Genomic DNA, 17,590 nt, shown 5'->3' with positions numbered 1-17,590 from the left:
TTCAGTGCTGGCTTCTTACCCTAAGACTTGCTCCACACGGCCAACTCATAGCCGTCCTTATCGAGGAAATGAAAGCGCCGCCCGCCCGGAAAGTCGGCGATCGGCTTTGCGATCGTGCCTCCGGCACGTTCGACCTTGTCCAGGGCTTCCTCGAGTTTGTCGGCGTAAAGGATCACAAGCGGACCGCCACCGGGGCGCGGTGGTTGGATATTGGTGAAGCCGCCCGCCAGGCGGCCGTCGTTGAATTCGCAATAGCTGGAGCCGTAGTCGGTGAAACTCCAACCGAATGCACTGCCGTAGAAGTCCTTAGCCGCCTCTATGTCGGCGACGGTGAATTCGATGTAGTCGATCTTCAGGTCGTTTGCGCTCTTTTCCATCGGTTATTTCTCCATCAGTGATTTCAAGGCGCCGAGATCCCTCTGCACATGGGCCGCATCCTCTGCGAACTGCTCGTCCGTCATGCCCGGCCGTTTCAACAGCGTGAACATTACCTCACAACCGTTGCCGTTCGGCACGATCCGCAGCGCGTTGTAAACCCGCAGTCCACTTTCGATCGTGACCGTATGGTCGATGACGCCGAACTCGTTGTGCGGAACGAAGCTCACGCGCACGGTTCCGAGAGGGCCGTACGCGACCCAGTCGCTTCCTTCCGGTTCGAGGCCGGAGGCCAGCCCCGAGGCCCAGAGCGGCATATTCTCCGGCTTGCCGGCAAAGTCGTAGACGTCCTTCCAGTGCTGGCTGATCGAGCAGTGGACGATTTTGGCGGGCAGGGTGCTCATCGGATTTTCCTCAGTGTCTCCGCAGACGATAATAGCAGACAGGAACGCGGCGTTGAAGGAAACGGCCGTTGTGCTTTCGAACTGCGCGCTAACGAACTGATTGGCGCCCTCCCAGACTTGCCGTTTTACCCGGAGAATGCCACAACACCGGTCCAAAATGACTCATCGGAGGTGTATCGTGGAAAAGGCAGAAATCGGGCTGATCGGCCTTGCCGTCATGGGTTCCAACCTGGCGCTCAACATCGCGGAAAAAGGCAACAAGATCGCAGTCTTCAACCGCACTCCCGAAAAGACAGACGAGTTCTACGAAAGCGCCGGTGATCTCAAGAAGCAGATCATTCCCTGCAAGACCATCGAGGAATTCGTCGATGCGATCCGCCCGCCGCGCCCGATCATCATCATGATCAAGGCCGGCGACGCCGTCGACCAGCAGATGGAAGCGCTTCGCCCCCATCTTTCCAAGGGCGACATCATGATCGACGCCGGTAACGCCAATTTCCGCGATACCATCGCCCGGTTCGACCGCCTCAAGGATACGGACCTCACCTTCATCGGCATGGGTGTTTCCGGCGGAGAGGAAGGCGCCCGCCACGGCCCGTCGATCATGGTCGGCGGCACCGAGGATTCTTGGAAGCGCGTCGAAAAGGTGCTGACCTCGATCGCCGCCAAGTACAACGGCGATCCCTGCGTCGCCTGGCTAGGCAATGACGGCGCCGGCCACTTCGTCAAGACAATCCACAACGGTATCGAATATGCCGACATGCAGATGATCGCCGAAATCTACGGCATCCTGCGCGACGGCTTGGGTAAGAGCGCCGGCGAGATCAGCAAGATCTTCGGCGAATGGAACAAGGGCCGCCTGAACTCCTATCTCATCGAGATTTCCGAAAAGGTGCTGGCCGCGGCCGATCCCGTGTCGGGCGGCCCGATGGTCGACATGATCCTCGACAAGGCTGGCCAGAAGGGCACCGGCAAGTGGTCTGCGATCGAAGCGCAGAACATGGGCATTCCGGCGACCGCCATCGAGGCTGCCGTTGCGGCCCGCAGCATTTCGTCGATGAAAGACCAGCGTGAAGCCGCCGAGAGTATCTTCGGCAGGCCGAAATACGAGTTCCCGATCGCTTACGGTCTGGACCTCGACAAGGACCTTGAACTGGCGCTCTTTGCCGCCAAGATCGGCGCCTATGCGCAGGGCTTTGCGGTGATGGCCGAAGCTTCCCGCGAGTTCAATTGGTCGCTGCCGATGCCGGTGATCGCCAAGATCTGGCGCGCCGGCTGCATCATCCGCTCGCAGTTCCTGGACGAGATCACCTCGGCCTTCACCAAGGCCCCGGATGCCGCGAACCTCGTCGTCGCGCCGGCCTTCTCGGAAATGGTCAAGGAGTCGATCCCGTCGCTCCGCCGCGTCGTTGCGGCAGCCTTGCAGGCAGGTCTGCCGGTCCCGGCGCTCACCTCGGCGCTCACCTATTTCGACGCCTACCGCCAGGGCCGCGGCACCGCAAACCTCATCCAGGCGCAGCGCGACTTCTTCGGCGCCCACGGCTTCGACCGCCTCGACGGCAAGGATTTCCACCATGGCCCCTGGGGAAGCGGTGCGGCGACGTTCTGAGGCGGAATATACTCGCTCACGCTGAAGCCGGACGCAGAACTCCAAATTCTGTCCGGCCTCAGCGGCGAAAATGCTCTTTGAATTACAGAGGGTCACCCTGAGCGAATATGACATCTCGCAGGATTTCATTTAGGCGTTCAGGCCTCTCCAGCAGCACGTAATGCCCGCAATCCGGAAATAGTCAGTAAGCTGCCTTTGTGGGCGGAGTTGCTTGTGCGGCGCTCACTTTAAGACCAGGTGCGATGCCCTCTGCACCTGAAATGATCATAACAGGCGCATAAAACATCGAGAGAGCGGTTGCGAACCGTAGTGAGGCATGCGCAGCCTATCTGCGGTCATTCGGCCAGACCGGTTTGCTGATGCTTTGCAGCAGTTCCGGCTCGATGCCGTCGATGCGGGCGATGACGGCCTTGGCCAGTTCGCGGCCGGCGTGGCGAACGTCTTCATTGGCGGTGATGATCTCCGGCCTGATCCAGTTCAAGATCGGCGCTGACTGCTTGGAGACCATATCGACATCGTAGCCGACGCGCTTACTCGCCGCCTCGATGCCGGCGTTGACGGCAATGGCCGCACTTCCGGCCGAACAGACAATCCCGTCGGGTGGGTTAAGCGAGCGCATCATCGTTTCGACTGCGTTCTTGACCTCTTCCAACGGCGTATCGGTGTTGACGCGCAGGGGAACTTCCTCCGCGCCATAGTCGTGAAGACCCGTCTGGAAGCCGATTCTCGTATGAGCATAGTAGGTGAGCTTGCTCGCCGGCTGGAGCAGGGCGATGCGCCGGCGGCCGCGCTCGACGAGCCTCTTCACCGCCTCGTGCGCGAAGGCTTCGTTGTCGAAATCATGATAGGGGTGAACCAGCCCGGCATCCGTCCGGCCGTGGGTCGCGAAGGGCATGTTCTGTTCGGCGAGCAACCGAACGCGCGGATCGTCGGGCTCGATGCGGGAAATTATGACGCCGTCGGCAGAGCCTGTATCGAGAATATAGCGCACCGGCGCCATCGGGTCGTTGCTGTGCGAGTGGGGCGTCACCACGATGTGGTAGGGCGTGCCGGTCAGCACTTCGGAGATGCCGAAGACCATCTGGCTTGAGAAACCCATGATCTCTTCATCGATGGAAAGGACGAGCGCGATGACGTTGGTCTTGCCGGTTCTGAGGCGCACGCCGGCGCGGTTCGGCTGGTAACCGAGCTGGCGCGCCACCATGCGCACGCGCTCCTTGGTCTCCGCGCCAATATCCGGTGCGTCCTTGAGGGCCCGCGAAACGGTGGTAATACCTAGGCCCGTCATGAAGGCGATCGTCTTCAGCGTCGGCCGCTCGCGCTGGATAGCGGCTGCCGCTCCTCCCGAATTTCCCTTGTTTTCCATCCCTTTAGGTCACCTTCGCGCGATTTTGGTCCGCTTATAGAATGTTTTTCGCAGCGCCGTAAGCACATGTCCCGCTGAAAAACGCTCCTCCCTGAACAATGAAATCTGTAACGATACAGTAGAAATGTCGAGCACTTTTTATGACGTTCGCTCCATGGCTAGACGCTTAGGTTGAATCGCGGATTCACGCTCAGATTTTTTGCAGTTGCGAAGACGATCCCTTCAGATGGCATGCGCCACAATTAAAAATATGATTAAATCTCAATATGATACTCCGTTATTCACCATGCGATCTTGAATGCCCAACTTAACACCATGATCGCGGAATTTGTGGAACAAGAACAGGCAATGGTAGCAATAGCGAGTTTCACAGAGAATTTTGCCGGCGGGCAGTTGCGCCAAAATGTCGATTGCACTAAGTTTTTCCGGCAACGTTTCAGTGAGGGAGGAAAACTCATGAATTTTCGTTCGATGGCGGCCGTACTTGCCGCTTCCGTCGTGTTGCCGCTAGGTGCGGCCAGTGCGACCGATCTCGAAGTCACCCATTGGTGGACATCCGGCGGTGAAGCTGCTGCCGTGGGCGAACTCGCAAAGGCATTCGATACGACGGGCAATAAGTGGGTGGATGGCGCCATTGCCGGTTCGGGCAGCACCGCTCGTCCTATCATGATCAGCCGCATTACCGGTGGTGATCCCATGGGCGCCACTCAGTTCAACCATGGCCGTCAGGCGGAGGAGCTAGTCCAGGAAGGCCTGATGCGCGATCTCACGGCGGTTGCCGAAAAGGGCAAGTGGAAGGACGTCATCCGGCCGCTAAGCCTACTCGATTCCTGCACGATCGACGGCAAGATCTATTGCGCGCCGATCAATATCCATTCGTGGCAGTGGCTGTGGCTTTCGAACGAGGCCTTCGAAAAGGCGGGTGCCCCGGTACCGAAGAACTGGAACGAATTTGTCGCTGCGGCGCCGGCGCTGCAGAAGGCCGGAATCCAGCCTCTGGCGCTCGGCGGACAGCCTTGGCAGGCAAATGGCCTGTTCGATGTGTTGATCATCTCGCTTGGCGGCAAGGACCTGTACGAGAAGGTCTACAAGGACAAGGACGCGGAAGTGGCTGCGGGGCCTGAAATGGCGAAGATATTCGCGGCTGCCGCACAGGCCCGCGACATGGCAAAGGGCAGTAATGTCCAGGATTGGAACCAGGCCACCAACATGGTTATCACCGGCAAGGCCGGCGGCCAGATCATGGGCGACTGGGCCCAAGGCGAGTTTCAGGTTGCCGGGAAGAAGGCCGGTACGGATTATACCTGCCTACCGGGTCTCGGCCTGAACGAGTTTCTGACCACCGGCGGCGACGCCTTTTACTTCCCGCTCCAGAAGGACGATGCAAAGTCCGAGGCGCAGGACATTCTCGCCGCGACCATTGTCGACCCGAAGACGCAAGTTGCGTTCAATCTGAAGAAGGGCTCTTTGCCTATTCGCGGCGACGTTGACCTCGCAGCTGCCAACGACTGCATGAAGAAGGGGCTCGACATTCTCGCGAAGGGCAGTGTCATAACCAGCACCGACCAGTTGGTTTCCGCCGATACGACCAAGCAGAAGGAGGACCTGATGTCCGAATTCTTCGCCAATGCGTCGATTACGCCGGAAGCTGCGCAGAAGCGCTTCGCGGATATCATCGGCTCGGCTGACTGATTCCCTCCCGGATGCCTCGTTCCGGCCCCACAGCGTAGGGGCCGGACGAGGATTTGTTTTCAAGAAATGGTTCATTCCTGAAGAGGAGAGATCATGGCGGCGCATGCCCCGACCGGCCGACCCAGCCAGCTCTTCCGCAACCTCAATGCGAAGATCGCTTCCATTCCGATGATGCTCGTCGCCTTGGTCATTTTCCTCGGCGGCACCCTGTGGACGGTGTTTTATTCCTTCACCAATTCAAGGCTGCTCCCGCGTCTCAATTTCGTCGGCCTTGACCAATACGAGCGGTTATGGGCCTCGTCGCGCTGGATGATCTCGATCCAGAACCTCGCGATCTACGGCATCCTGTCGCTGATCTTCAGCCTGGTCATCGGCTTTATACTGGCGGCGCTGATGGATCAGAAGATCCGGTTCGAGAACGCCTTCCGGACGATCTTCCTCTATCCCTTCGCTCTTTCCTTCATCGTCACGGGGCTCGTGTGGCAATGGATGCTCAACCCCGAATTCGGCATTCAATCTGTCATTCGATCGCTCGGTTGGACCTCGTTCGCCTTCGACCCGCTCTATGATCCCGATATCGTCATCTATGGCATCCTGATCGCCGCTCTCTGGCAGGGCACGGGCCTCGTCATGTGCCTGATGCTGGCGGGTCTGCGCGGCATAGACGAGGACATCTGGAAGGCGACGCGCGTGGACGGCATCCCGATGTGGAAGACCTACCTTCTCATCATCATTCCCATGATGCGCCCGGTGTTCATCACCACGCTCGTCATCATCGCGAGCGGCATCGTCAAGGTCTACGACCTCGTCGTCGCCCAGACCAGCGGCGGCCCCGGCAACGCGTCGGAGGTGCCGGCAAAATACGTCTACGATTACATGTTCCAGGCCCAGAACCTCGGCCAGGGTTTTGCCGCCTCGACCATGATGCTGCTGACGGTCGCCATCATCGTCGTTCCGTGGGCCTACCTCGAGTTCGGAGGACGCAAGCGTGGCTAATATCAGCACCCTCAACACCGCTGCCGCAGGCTTTGATGCGGTTTCTTCGCAGCTCGCCAGCGGTCCCAGCGGCCGCAAGCCTCGCCGCATCTTTTCGCCGCGCAACATCATGCTTTATGGTGCGCTGGCCGTTGCGGCGCTCTACTACCTCCTGCCGCTTTACGTCATGGTCGTTACATCGCTCAAGGGCATGCCCGAAATCCGTCTCGGCAACATCTTCTCGCCGCCGATGGAAATCACCTTTGAGCCCTGGGTGAAAGCCTGGGCGCAGGCTTGCACCGGGCTGAATTGCGATGGTCTTTCCCGCGGGTTCTGGAACTCCGTGCGCATCCTGGTGCCCTCCGTCGTCGTTTCGATCGCGATTGCCTCGGTCAGCGGTTACGCGCTCGCCAACTGGCGGTTCAAGGGAGCGGAACTGTTCTTCTCGATCCTCATCATCGGCGCCTTCATTCCCTATCAGGTGATGATCTATCCGATCGTCATCGTGCTCAGGGAATTGGGGATTTACGGCACGCTCACCGGGCTCGTCATCGTCCACACGATCTTCGGCATGCCGATCCTGACGCTGCTCTTCCGGAATTATTTCGCTTCGCTTCCGGTGGAACTGTTCAAGGCGGCTCGTATCGACGGGGCAGGGTTCTGGCAGATCTATTTCCGGATCATGCTTCCCATGTCTCTGCCGATCTTCGTGGTCGCGATGATCCTGCAGGTCACCGGCATCTGGAACGACTTCCTGTTCGGTGTCGTCTTCACACGGCCGGATACCTATCCGATGACCGTGCAGCTCAACAATATCGTCAATTCGGTTCAGGGCGTGAAGGAATACAACGTCAATATGGCGGCAACGCTGCTGACGGGCGCAGTTCCGCTCATCGTCTATTTCCTGTCCGGTCGGCTTTTCGTTCGCGGTATCGCCGCCGGCGCAGTCAAAGGGTAAGCCTGATGCACAACACGGTTTCCATCGACAAACAGAATAGCGTTTCCATTCGCGATCTGTCGCTTTCTTTCGGATCGGTAACGGTGCTGGAGAACCTCAATCTCGACATCCACGATGGCGAATTCCTGGTCCTGCTCGGCTCGTCCGGCTGCGGCAAGTCCACGCTGCTCAACTGCATTGCAGGGCTTCTTGAACCCACCGAAGGCCAAATTTTCATCAAGGATAAGAATGTCACTTGGGAGGAGCCCAAGGACCGCGGCATCGGCATGGTGTTTCAGTCCTATGCGCTCTATCCGCAGATGAGCGTCGAGAAGAACCTCTCCTTTGGTCTTCGCGTCGCAAAGGTGCCGCAGGCCGAGATCGACAAGCGCGTGGCGCGTGCCTCCGAAATCCTGCAGATCCAGCCGCTTTTGAAGCGCAAGCCCGCCGAACTTTCCGGCGGCCAGCGCCAGCGCGTGGCGATCGGCCGTGCCCTGGTGCGCGATGTCGATGTGTTCCTGTTCGACGAGCCGCTGTCCAACCTTGATGCCAAGCTGCGTTCGGAGCTGCGCGTCGAGATCAAGCGCCTGCACCAGTCTCTGAAGAACACGATGATCTATGTCACCCACGACCAGATCGAGGCGCTGACGCTGGCAGACCGCATCGCGATCATGAAGAACGGCATCATCCAGCAGCTCGGCGATCCGACGACGATCTACAACAGGCCGCGCAACCTTTTCGTCGCAGGTTTCATCGGCTCACCGTCTATGAACTTCCTGCATGGCGAATTGACCAAGAACAGCGACAAGACGGTGTTCAGCTCGAATGGCGTCAGCTTCTCGCTTGACGGCTACGATGCGGCCCAACCGCTACAGGCAGGACGCAAGGTGGTGCTCGGCGTGCGTCCGGAGCACATCAAGGTCGACGAAAATCTTGGCCCCGAGGTGCATGATGCGACCGTCGATATCGAGGAGCCGATGGGCGCCGACAACCTCCTCTGGCTGAAGCATGCCGGCCATACGATGTCGGTGCGCATCAACGGCGCGCGCCGCTTCAACGTGGGAACGCCGGTGAAGCTCAGCTTCGACATGTCGCTGGCATCGATCTTCGATGCAGAGACCGAAGACCGGATCTGAACCGCAATACGGGCGGGGCCGAAAGCTCCGCCCGATCTTCAATGCGGCCATCCGGCCGTCCAAGTTCGGCCATGGTCCGGTATCGTCCGGCACTTCCCAAGGCGGCCTGATCGGGATAATGCTATGACTTCCTTGCCGCAGACTGCGTCCAGCATCGATCTTTCCGGTTCCTGGCAACTCACGTCAGCCGATGGCGAAGTCACCACAGTGATCACGCTTCCGGGCGACGTCCATACGGCGCTTCACGCAGCGGAACTCATTCCGGAACCCTATTTCGGCCGCAACGAAGAACAGGTGCAGTGGGTCGCGCACCGAGATTGGGCGCTCGAGCGGAGCTTCACGCTGCCGCAGAGCGACGGCGACTGGTATCTCGACATCGATTACCTCGACACCGTCGCCTCGGTCTTCGTCAACGGCTTTCTGGTGCTCGCGGCCGACAACTGCTTCCGCCGCTACCGGCCGGATGTGTCAAGCGTGCTGAAGGCCGGCAAAAACACGATCCGCATCGTGCTGCATTCGAGTATCGCCGCCGGCGCTGAACGGCAGGCCAAACAGCCCTTTTACATTCCTTACCACCCTGGCAATTCACCGATCGCCAACGGCAATATGCTGCGCAAGCCGCAATGCCATTTCGGCTGGGACTGGAATATCGCAATCGCGCCGCTCGGGCTTTACGGTACGATCACGCTGAAGAAGCTCGAAACCGCGCGCATCGATCACGTCACGACCCGCCAGGCGCACAATCTTGACGGTAGCGTCGAGCTGCAGGTCACAGCAACGCTCTTTGCGAAGGATCCGGGCATCGTCCCGGTGCATTTTTCGCTGGATGGCGAGCGTGTCCGGCTCGATGTCGGCGTCAGCGCCGGCGAGACGCTGGTCAATCATATCTTCCTTGTCGAGAAGCCGCGCCTCTGGTGGCCCGCCGGCAGCGGCGAGCAGGCGCTTTATGCGCTCGCTGTCGACCTGCCGTCAGATGAGGTGATGAAGCAGATCGGCCTTCGTACTGTCGAGCTCATCACCACGCCGGATGCCGCAGGCAGCCGTTTCGCCTTCAAGGTCAACGGCCGCGAAATCTTCTGCCGCGGCGCCAACTGGATTCCGGCGGATGCGCTCTTTTCACTGTCGTCGCCGGAGAAGACCGAGGACCTGCTGCAATCGGCAAAAGCAGCCAACATGAACATCATCCGTGTCTGGGGCGGCGGCTTCTACGAGCACGACTGGTTCTACGATCTCTGCGATCGCCTCGGCCTCATGATCTGGCAGGATTTCATGTTTGCCTGCAATCTTTACCCGTCGACTGAGGATTTCCTCGATGGAGTCGCGCTCGAAGTCGACTACCAGGTCAAGCGGCTCTCCTCCCATCCGTCGATCGCGCTCTGGTGCGGCGACAACGAGCTGGTTGGCGCGCTCACATGGTTCGATGAACCGAAGAAGAACCGCGACCGCTACCTCGTCTCCTACGACCGGCTGAACCGCACGATCGAGCAGGCGATGAAGAAGGCGGCACCCGATGCCATCTGGTGGCCGTCCAGCCCGGCCTCCGGCTATCTGGATTTCGGCGATGCTTGGCACGCCGATGGCTCCGGCGACATGCACTACTGGTCGGTCTGGCACGAGAACAAGTCGTTCGACAATTACCGTTCGGTGCGCCCGCGCTTCTGCTCGGAATTCGGATTCCAGTCCTACACGTCGCTTCCTGTCATCAAGACTTATGCCGACAAGAAGGACATGAACGTCGCGTCTCCGGTCATGGAATTGCACCAGAAGAACGCTGGCGGCAACGAACGCATCGCGGGCACGATGTTCCGCTATTTTCGCTTCCCCAAGGACTTTCCGAACTTCGTCTATCTGAGCCAGATCCAGCAGGGGCTGGCGATCAAGACGGCGGTGGAGTACTGGCGGTCGCTCAAACCCCATTGCATGGGCACGATCTACTGGCAGCTCAACGACACCTGGCCGGTCGCGTCCTGGTCGAGCCTCGACTATGGCGGGCGCTGGAAGGCGATGCACTATCTCGTCAAGCGCTTCTTCCAGCCGGTCGCCGTCGCCGCCATCCCGTCCGAGGACGGCAAGTCGATCGGTTTCTCACTGGTCAACGACACGCTTTCGGAAATCAGCGCTGACCTTTCGATTTCCATTCTGACGATGAAGGGCGAGCGCGGGCACCTGAAGGATGTCCAGGCCGTCTGTACCCCGGATGGCGCCGTGACGGCATCGACGATCGATGTGTCGGACATTCCGGAAGGCACGCTGCTTGCCTGGCGCTTCACCGCGTCGAACGGCATGGGCGGCGATGGGCACTACGTCCACGGCACCTACAAGGCGCTCGAATTGGAGCCTGCCGGTCTCCAGGTGACCCGTGAATATGTCGAGGAAGACGGCTCGATTTGCCTCAACGTCACTGCCAAGGGACTGGCGCTATTCGTGATGATCGAGACCGAGACGGATGGCAAATACTCCGACAACGCCTTCGATCTGGCGGCTGGCGAGACCCGCCGCATCCTCTTTACTCCGGCAAAACCGCTTGAAGGCAACACGCTGCCGGACTTCCGCTTCTACGACCTGCATTCCTGCCAGTCGGCAGATTGATTTGAAGAAAGGGCACGAGGCCCGAGGAGAAAGTGATGACGAAACTGAGTTTTCAGCTTTACAGCGCCCGCAATTTCCAACCCTATTCGACAATCTTCGAAAAGCTCGGCAAGGCCGGTTATTCGGAAGTCGAAGGTTTCGGCGGCATCTATGCCGAGCTCGATGATGCCGGTTTGAAGAGCCTGCGCGCCGATCTCGACAAGAATGGCCTCGTGATGGCAACTGGCCATTTCAGCCCGGATTTCCTCGAGAACAATGTCCAGCAGTCGCTGCTGATCGCCAAAACGCTCGGCATGGATTCGATCTACGCACCGCATCTTGCCGCAGACCAGCGCCCGGCGGACGGCGCCGGCTGGCTCGCCTTCGGCAAGCGCCTGCAGGAGATGGCCAAGCCCTACAAGGATGCCGGCTACGCGTTCGGCTGGCACAACCACGACTTCGAATTCGTGAAGCTTGCCGACGGTTCGCTGCCGATCGAGCGCATCTTCGAAGGCGCGCCCGGTATTTCCTGGGAAGCGGACATCGCCTGGGTCGTCCGCGGCGGCGGCGATCCCTTCGCCTGGATCGAAAAGCTTGGCTCCCGCATCACCGCTGTCCACGTCAAGGACATCGCGCCCGCCGGCGAGAACAAGGACGAGGACGGCTGGGCCGATGTCGGTCACGGCACGCTTGCCTGGCCGAAGCTGATCGCGGCGCTGAAGGCCACCAACGCCAAGCATTACGTCGTCGAACACGACAATCCGAGCGACATCGAGCGCCTGATTGCCCGCTCGATCGCATCCTTCAAGACCTACTGAGGCAAACCATGACCAAGGAACTTGGCGTCGGCATCATCGGATGCGGCAACATCTCCACGACCTACCTTTCGCTTGCGCCCCTTTTCAAGGGGCTGAAAATGCTCGCCTGCGCGGATATCAACGTGCAGGCGGCCGAACTGCGTGCCGAGGAATACGGCGTCACCGCCCAGACGATCGAGCAGCTTCTCGCCAATGACGAGATCGACGTCGTCGTCAATCTGACGATCCCCGATGCGCACTATCCGGTCTCGAAGGCAGCGCTTGAGGCCGGCAAGCACGTCTTTTCCGAAAAGCCGCTCGTTCTGACGCTGGAACAGGGCGAGGATCTGCGCCGCATCGCCAAGGAAAAGAAACTCTCCGTGGGCTGCGCGCCGGATACCTTCCTCGGCGGCGCGCACCAGCTTGCCCGCAAATATGTGGACGAGGGTGGCATCGGCCGCATCACCTCCGGCTCCTGCTATGTCATGGGGCCGGGGATGGAGATGTGGCATCCGAACCCGGACTTCTTCTTCCTGCCGGGTGGCGGTCCCATCCTCGATATGGGGCCGTACTACATCGCCAATCTCATCAATTTCATCGGCCCGGTGAAGCGCGTCGGTGCGATTACGTCCATGGCATCGGAGACGCGCACGATCACCAGCCAGCCGCGCCACGGCGAGACGATTCCGGTCAAGACGCCGACGACCGTCCAGGCACTGCTGGAATTCGTCAGCGGCGCGACGGTGACGCTGACGGCAAGCTGGGACGTCTGGTCGCATCGCCATGCCAATATGGAGCTTTACGGCACCGATGGCACCCTTTTCGTGCCGGACCCGAACTTCTTCGGCGGCGCCGTCGAGGCCAGCGGGCGCGACAAGGAGATCAAGCCGCTTGAAGCCTGGGAGCATCCCTTCGGCAAGTTCAACCAGGAAAGCCCGCAGGGGCCGCGCGCCAACTACCGCACGGCAGGCCTTGCCGATATGGTGGCCGCGCTCATCGACGGCCGCGATGCTCGCTGCTCGCTTGAGCGCACGCTGCATGGCGTCGATGTCATGACCTCGATCCTGAAATCGGGCGAGGAGGGCAGGTTCGTTGAACTGACGACGACCTGCACGCAGCCTGCCGCGCTCGGCATCGAAGAGGCTCAGGCGCTCTTGAAGTAGGCCTCCAAAGGGCTATTTTCCGCGCGGGCCTTTCTGGCCCGCGCGCACTTTTCCAAAGGATCAGGACCATGAGCTGGCAACCGGCTTCCGACCGCTATTCGAAGATGAAATATAACCGCACGGGCCGTTCCGGCCTGAAGCTTCCTGCCGTCTCCCTTGGTCTCTGGCACAATTTCGGCGGCGACACGCCGCATGAGCGCAAGGTCGACATGTGCCGCACCGCCTTCGATCTCGGCATTACCCATTTCGACCTCGCCAATAATTACGGCCCGCCGCCCGGCAGCGCCGAGACCGCCTTCGGCGAAATCCTGCGCACCGACTTCGCAGGCCTGCGCGACGAACTCATCATCTCGTCCAAGGCGGGCTACGAAATGTGGTCCGGGCCTTACGGCGAGTGGGGCAGCCGCAAGTATCTGATCGCCTCCTGCGACCAGAGTCTGAAGCGCATGGGCCTCGACTATGTCGACATCTTCTATTCGCACCGTTTCGATCCGGATACGCCGCTCGAGGAGACCTGCGGCGCGCTCGATTATATCGTCCGCTCCGGCCGCGCGCTCTATGTCGGTATTTCCTCCTACAGCGCGCAGCGCACGCGGGAAGCAGCCGCCATCCTCAAGGATCTCGGCACGCCGTGCCTCATCCACCAGCCGAGCTATTCGATGCTCAACCGCTGGGTTGAAGATGACAAGCTGCTCGACACGCTGGACGAGGCCGGCATGGGCTCGATCGTTTTTTCACCACTCGCCCAGGGCATGCTGACGACCAAATATCTCGCCGGCATCCCGGAAGACAGCCGTGCCGCGCAGAACCACTTCTTGAAGCGCGACTTCATCCGACCATCGATCATCGACAACATCCGCAAGCTGAACGGCATTGCCGAACGCCGCGGCCAGACGCTGGCGCAGATGGCGATCGCCTGGGTGCTGCGCGGCGGCCGGGTCACCTCCGCGCTGATCGGCGCCAGCCGCTCGTCGCAGATCGTCGACTGCGCCAAGGCGCTCGACAATCCTGATTTCACGGCGGAGGAGTTGAAGGAGATCGATGTCTACGCCCGCGAGGCCGACGTCAACCTCTGGGCAAAGTCCGCTGAGCGCGAATAGCGAAACGGCTGCGTCCGGAAAGAAACGACCGGGCGCTGGCGAATTGAGCATGATGTACGTGCCGCATTCCGGAGGAGAAGTCTCATGATCCGCAATCCCATTCTGCCGGGTTTCAATCCCGATCCATCCATCTGCCGCGTGGGAGAGGACTATTACATCGCGACCTCGACCTTCGAATGGTATCCGGGCGTGCAGATCCACCATTCGCGCGACCTGGTGAACTGGACACTGGTGCGCCGTCCGCTGGAGCGCCAATCGCAGCTCGACATGCGCGGCAATCCCGACAGCTGCGGCATCTGGGCGCCGTGCCTCTCCTATGCCGACGGACAGTTCTGGCTGGTCTATACCGATGTCAAGCGCTTCGACGGCAACTTCAAGGACGCGCATAACTACATCGTCACCTCGCCGACGATCGAGGGCGAGTGGTCGGAGCCAGTCTACGTCAACTCCTCGGGCTTCGATCCCTCACTCTTCCATGACGATAACGGCCGCAAGTGGTTCCTCAATATGCAATGGAACCACCGCACGGAGAGCTATGGCGGCGCGCCGAAGCATCCGGCCTTTGATGGCATCCTGCTGCAGGAATGGGACCCGGTCACGAAGGCGCTGAAGGGGCCGATCAAGAACATCTTCGCCGGTAGCCCGCTCGGCCTCGTCGAAGGCCCGCATCTCTTCAAGCGCAATGGCTATTACTATCTCACGACCGCCGAAGGTGGCACCGGCTATGACCATGCGGTCACCATGGCGCGTTCGCGCACCATTGACGGCCACTATGAGATGCATCCGAACATGCATCTCATCACCTCCAAAGACAATCCGGAGGCCGTTCTGCAGCGGGCAGGGCATGGCCAATATGTCGAGACGCCGGACGGGCAGGTCTATCACACCCATCTTTGCGGCCGCCCGCTGCCGCCGAAGCGCCGCTGCACGCTCGGCCGCGAAGCCGCCTTGCAGAAATGCGCCTGGAAGGAAGACGGCTGGCTCTATCTCGAAAATGGCACGACGGTGCCAGACGTCGAGGTTCCGGGCCTGATGGGTGCAGTCTGCATCGAAAAGCCGGTTCGCACCGAATACAGTTTCGATGACGGCAAGCTGCCTGCAGATTTCCAGTGGCTGCGCACGCCGCGGCCGGAACGCATCTTCAACCTCACCGACCGCCCCGGCCATCTACGCCTCATCGCCCGAGAAAGCATCGGTTCATGGTTCGAGCAGGCGCTCGTCGCCCGCCGTCAGGAGCATCACAGCTTCCGCGCCGAGACGGTCGTGGAATTCGATCCCGACACCTACCAGCAGGTCGCCGGGCTGACGCATTACTACAATCGCCACAAGTTCCACGCCGTTGCCGTGACGCTGCACGAAAAGCTCGGCCGCTGCGTCACGATCCTTTCCTGCAATGGGGACTATCCGAACGGCCGCCTCAGCTTCTCCGCGGGCAGCGGCGTCGCCCTTCCGGCGGAAGGCCGCGTCCAGCTCTCCATGGAAATCCGCGACAACGACCTGCAGTTCTTCTGGCAGACGGAAGGCAAGGGCGCCTGGCAGCCGATTGGCCCGGTTCTCGATGCCGGTGTCGTCTCCGACGAGGGCGGGCGCGGCGAGCATGGCTCCTTCACCGGCGCCTTTGCCGGCGTCTTCGCCTTCGACACCTCGGGCCGCGCCAAGACGGCCGATTTCGATTGGTTCAATTACGAAGAGCTTTGAAGATGGCACCCGATATCATCATTGAGCCCATCGCCGTCCGGCACATCGAGAGCTATCGCCGGGCTGTCGACGTTGTCGCGCGCGAACGCAGATATCTGACCTTCCTGGAGGCGCCGCCGCTCGAAGACGCGCGGAAATTCGTTCTCGGCATGATCGAGAACAAGCATCCGCAGTTCGTCGCGGTGAAGGATGGCGAGGTGATCGGCTGGTGTGATATCCGCCGGCACTTGTTTCCGTCACATGCGCACCGGGGATCGCTCGGCATGGGCATCATCCCCGCCTACCGCGGACAAGGTCTCGGATTGCGTCTCATGGAGACGACGCTGAAGCAGGCGAGGGAATACGGCATCGGGCGCGTCGAGCTCAGCGTCCATGCCGACAATGCCCGCGCAATCCGCCTCTACGAGAAGGTCGGCTTCGTCAGTGAGGGCGTAAGTAAGGATGCCGTTCATATCGATGGCCGCTATCTCGACGTCGTCAATATGGCTTTGATCTTCAGTCGGGCTAACGCGGTCGCTTTAAAAGGCGAAACTAAAATATAAGCCTATGCTCGTAAGCTTCGATTTCCATTACGAAAGTTTAACTTAATTTTCAGTTTAGGTTCACCTTCGCAGACCTAGTTTCGGGGCGTATTCAGCACAAGGGATCCCCCGATGAAAAAGATATTCGCAGCCCTGCTTTCCGCCTCCTTCCTGCTTACGCCGATTGCTTTCGCATCGCAGGCGAGTGCCGCCGAACACCGCCGACCGGTCATCGTCGAGACGAAGGTCGTTGTCCACAAATACCGCTGGACGAAGGGTCATCGCATGACCGCCGCAGAGCGCCGGCACATGGCCGAGGTCCGCGACTACCGCCGCTACCGCCTGTCGCCACCGCCGCGCGGCTACCGGTGGGTCAGGGCCGACAACGACTTCCTGCTCATCGGCATCACGAGCGGCATCGTCTCGAGCATCATCGCGGCTCGGTGAGCGAGTGACTTTGAGAGAGGCGCGGGCCGCGTGGCCCAGCGCTAACTTAAATGAACCACCTTTGGGCTCTAAAGTCGCTCGCAGCAAGACGCTGCGGGCAGCTTGACCTGCAGCAGAAGAAGACTGTTGCGCGACCCCTGCCGACCATGGCCGCACTCCTCCGAGAGGAAATCATGGAACCCAGCGTAAGGAAGCTCTTCCAGCGATACGAGAGCCTTTTCAATCGGTCCCTCGGCGGCGACACAAACATGGACGAAGTCGCATCGCTTTATGCTTGCGAGTTCATAGGTGCCGCGCCTGCCGGAGTTATGACCGGGAAGAACGACGATCAATTCAAGCGAGCCATGGCGCAAGGCTATCAGCGCTATCGGGCGATAGGGACGAAGGAGATGCGGATGCGTAATGTCCGCCTCTCGCCCATAGACGCGCATCATTGCGTGGCCCATGTTGCTTGGACGGCAACCTATGCCCGCAAGGATCAACCGGACATAGCGATAGATTTCGATGTTCACTACTTCGTCCTCGATGGGGAGCTGAAAGTTTTCGGCTGGGTGTCCGGCGACGAGCAGGCGCTCTTAAGGAAGCACGGCATCATCTGAAGTCCGGCTCACGACCGCGACCGCTCGAGTCAGAACGGCCTTTGTCAGCCGGTCGATACGGCGGTGAACACCGCCAACTGTGCGTCGAAAGCACGCTTGTATGCGGGCCGCGCTTCACCACGGGCGACATAGGCGGAGAGGTTCGGATATTCCTCCAGTAAACTCGATCCTTTCAACCTGCGCAGCACCGTCACCATCAGCAG

The 17,590-nt window shown here is 60.2% G+C and carries 16 protein-coding genes and 1 pseudogene; 13 read left to right on the top strand and 4 right to left on the bottom strand.

From position 1 onward, the window contains the following. Window positions 1-20: 20 nt before the first annotated feature. On the bottom strand, window positions 21-377 hold the full coding sequence (locus BN1800_RS30035; protein ID WP_027513270.1) for a VOC family protein: 357 nt from the start codon (window positions 375-377) through the stop codon (window positions 21-23). 3 nt (window positions 378-380) lie between these two features. Beyond that, a complete protein-coding gene (locus BN1800_RS30030) occupies window positions 381-779 on the bottom strand; it encodes an SRPBCC family protein (RefSeq protein ID WP_087002680.1) in 399 nt (132 codons plus the stop codon). A 157-nt stretch (window positions 780-936) separates the two neighbouring features. Here BN1800_RS30030 and gndA point away from each other — a divergent pair, with 157 nt between their 5' ends. After that, entirely contained in the window at window positions 937-2,388 is a 1,452-nt protein-coding gene (gene gndA, locus BN1800_RS30025; RefSeq protein ID WP_179213925.1) for an NADP-dependent phosphogluconate dehydrogenase, read from the top strand. 325 nt (window positions 2,389-2,713) lie between these two features. Here gndA and BN1800_RS30020 read toward each other — a convergent pair whose 3' ends face one another. After that, a complete protein-coding gene (locus tag BN1800_RS30020; RefSeq protein ID WP_027513267.1) occupies window positions 2,714-3,754 on the bottom strand; it encodes a LacI family transcriptional regulator in 1,041 nt (346 codons plus the stop codon). Between the two features lie 456 nt (window positions 3,755-4,210). Between BN1800_RS30020 and BN1800_RS30015 the strand changes: the two genes are divergently transcribed. The 12 genes from BN1800_RS30015 (at window position 4,211) to BN1800_RS29960 (ending at window position 17,387) form a co-directional block, all read left to right on the top strand. Then, window positions 4,211-5,446, top strand: coding sequence for an ABC transporter substrate-binding protein (locus tag BN1800_RS30015; RefSeq protein WP_087002677.1), 1,236 nt, complete (start codon window positions 4,211-4,213; stop codon window positions 5,444-5,446). A 93-nt stretch (window positions 5,447-5,539) separates the two neighbouring features. After that, a complete protein-coding gene (locus BN1800_RS30010; RefSeq protein ID WP_027513265.1) occupies window positions 5,540-6,442 on the top strand; it encodes a carbohydrate ABC transporter permease in 903 nt (300 codons plus the stop codon). Beyond that, the gene (locus BN1800_RS30005; RefSeq protein ID WP_087002675.1) at window positions 6,435-7,379 is read left to right on the top strand and encodes a carbohydrate ABC transporter permease; all 945 of its coding nucleotides are present in this window, start codon (window positions 6,435-6,437) and stop codon (window positions 7,377-7,379) included. The genes BN1800_RS30010 and BN1800_RS30005 overlap by 8 nt, the downstream gene beginning before the upstream one ends. Window positions 7,380-7,384: 5 nt before the next feature. After that, entirely contained in the window at window positions 7,385-8,494 is a 1,110-nt protein-coding gene (locus BN1800_RS30000) for an ABC transporter ATP-binding protein (RefSeq protein ID WP_087002673.1), read from the top strand. A 123-nt stretch (window positions 8,495-8,617) separates the two neighbouring features. Next, window positions 8,618-11,083 (top strand): beta-mannosidase, encoded by a 2,466-nt coding sequence (locus BN1800_RS29995; protein ID WP_087002671.1) that lies wholly within the window; start codon window positions 8,618-8,620, stop codon window positions 11,081-11,083. 35 nt (window positions 11,084-11,118) lie between these two features. Continuing rightward, window positions 11,119-11,880, top strand: a complete 762-nt coding sequence (locus tag BN1800_RS29990) for a sugar phosphate isomerase/epimerase family protein (protein ID WP_087002670.1) — start codon at window positions 11,119-11,121, stop codon at window positions 11,878-11,880. Window positions 11,881-11,888: 8 nt separating this feature from the next. Then, window positions 11,889-13,022 (top strand): Gfo/Idh/MocA family protein, encoded by a 1,134-nt coding sequence (locus BN1800_RS29985; protein ID WP_027513260.1) that lies wholly within the window; start codon window positions 11,889-11,891, stop codon window positions 13,020-13,022. Between the two features lie 68 nt (window positions 13,023-13,090). Further along, window positions 13,091-14,122 (top strand): L-glyceraldehyde 3-phosphate reductase, encoded by a 1,032-nt coding sequence (gene mgrA, locus BN1800_RS29980; RefSeq protein ID WP_087002668.1) that lies wholly within the window; start codon window positions 13,091-13,093, stop codon window positions 14,120-14,122. 84 nt (window positions 14,123-14,206) lie between these two features. Continuing rightward, window positions 14,207-15,820, top strand: coding sequence for a glycoside hydrolase family 43 protein (locus tag BN1800_RS29975; RefSeq protein ID WP_087002666.1), 1,614 nt, complete (start codon window positions 14,207-14,209; stop codon window positions 15,818-15,820). A gap of 2 nt (window positions 15,821-15,822) precedes the next feature. Continuing rightward, complete coding sequence (locus BN1800_RS29970) at window positions 15,823-16,362, top strand: GNAT family N-acetyltransferase (RefSeq protein ID WP_087002664.1); 540 nt, start codon at window positions 15,823-15,825, stop codon at window positions 16,360-16,362. A 111-nt stretch (window positions 16,363-16,473) separates the two neighbouring features. Further along, on the top strand, window positions 16,474-16,788 hold the full coding sequence (locus tag BN1800_RS29965) for an RcnB family protein (protein ID WP_087002662.1): 315 nt from the start codon (window positions 16,474-16,476) through the stop codon (window positions 16,786-16,788). A 173-nt stretch (window positions 16,789-16,961) separates the two neighbouring features. Then, entirely contained in the window at window positions 16,962-17,387 is a 426-nt protein-coding gene (locus BN1800_RS29960) for a hypothetical protein (protein ID WP_087002717.1), read from the top strand. A gap of 44 nt (window positions 17,388-17,431) precedes the next feature. On the opposite strand, the pseudogene BN1800_RS42945 reads toward BN1800_RS29960, so the two are convergent. Further along, window positions 17,432-17,590: pseudogene (locus BN1800_RS42945) on the bottom strand (glutathione S-transferase family protein); the annotation flags it as partial.

Source organism: Rhizobium sullae (genome assembly GCF_900169785.1).
GTDB classification, from domain to species: Bacteria; Pseudomonadota; Alphaproteobacteria; order Rhizobiales; family Rhizobiaceae; genus Rhizobium; species Rhizobium sullae.
This window is presented reverse-complemented; position numbering and strand designations above follow the sequence as displayed.

What these genes read in the sequence shown, in the direction of transcription:
- BN1800_RS30015 (WP_087002677.1), top strand. Translation starts at nt 4,211, where the DNA reads ATGAATTTTCGTTCGATGGCGGCCGTACTTGCCGCTTCCGTCGTGTTG.
- gndA (WP_179213925.1), top strand. Translation starts at nt 937, where the DNA reads ATGACTCATCGGAGGTGTATCGTGGAAAAGGCAGAAATCGGGCTGATC.
- BN1800_RS29960 (WP_087002717.1), top strand. Translation starts at nt 16,962, where the DNA reads ATGGAACCCAGCGTAAGGAAGCTCTTCCAGCGATACGAGAGCCTTTTC.
- BN1800_RS30020 (WP_027513267.1), bottom strand. Translation starts at nt 3,754, where the DNA reads ATGGAAAACAAGGGAAATTCGGGAGGAGCGGCAGCCGCTATCCAGCGC.
- BN1800_RS29990 (WP_087002670.1), top strand. Translation starts at nt 11,119, where the DNA reads ATGACGAAACTGAGTTTTCAGCTTTACAGCGCCCGCAATTTCCAACCC.
- BN1800_RS29970 (WP_087002664.1), top strand. Translation starts at nt 15,823, where the DNA reads ATGGCACCCGATATCATCATTGAGCCCATCGCCGTCCGGCACATCGAG.
- BN1800_RS30035 (WP_027513270.1), bottom strand. Translation starts at nt 377, where the DNA reads ATGGAAAAGAGCGCAAACGACCTGAAGATCGACTACATCGAATTCACC.
- BN1800_RS29985 (WP_027513260.1), top strand. Translation starts at nt 11,889, where the DNA reads ATGACCAAGGAACTTGGCGTCGGCATCATCGGATGCGGCAACATCTCC.
- BN1800_RS30030 (WP_087002680.1), bottom strand. Translation starts at nt 779, where the DNA reads ATGAGCACCCTGCCCGCCAAAATCGTCCACTGCTCGATCAGCCAGCAC.
- BN1800_RS29995 (WP_087002671.1), top strand. Translation starts at nt 8,618, where the DNA reads ATGACTTCCTTGCCGCAGACTGCGTCCAGCATCGATCTTTCCGGTTCC.
- BN1800_RS29965 (WP_087002662.1), top strand. Translation starts at nt 16,474, where the DNA reads ATGAAAAAGATATTCGCAGCCCTGCTTTCCGCCTCCTTCCTGCTTACG.
- mgrA (WP_087002668.1), top strand. Translation starts at nt 13,091, where the DNA reads ATGAGCTGGCAACCGGCTTCCGACCGCTATTCGAAGATGAAATATAAC.
- BN1800_RS30000 (WP_087002673.1), top strand. Translation starts at nt 7,385, where the DNA reads ATGCACAACACGGTTTCCATCGACAAACAGAATAGCGTTTCCATTCGC.
- BN1800_RS30010 (WP_027513265.1), top strand. Translation starts at nt 5,540, where the DNA reads ATGGCGGCGCATGCCCCGACCGGCCGACCCAGCCAGCTCTTCCGCAAC.
- BN1800_RS29975 (WP_087002666.1), top strand. Translation starts at nt 14,207, where the DNA reads ATGATCCGCAATCCCATTCTGCCGGGTTTCAATCCCGATCCATCCATC.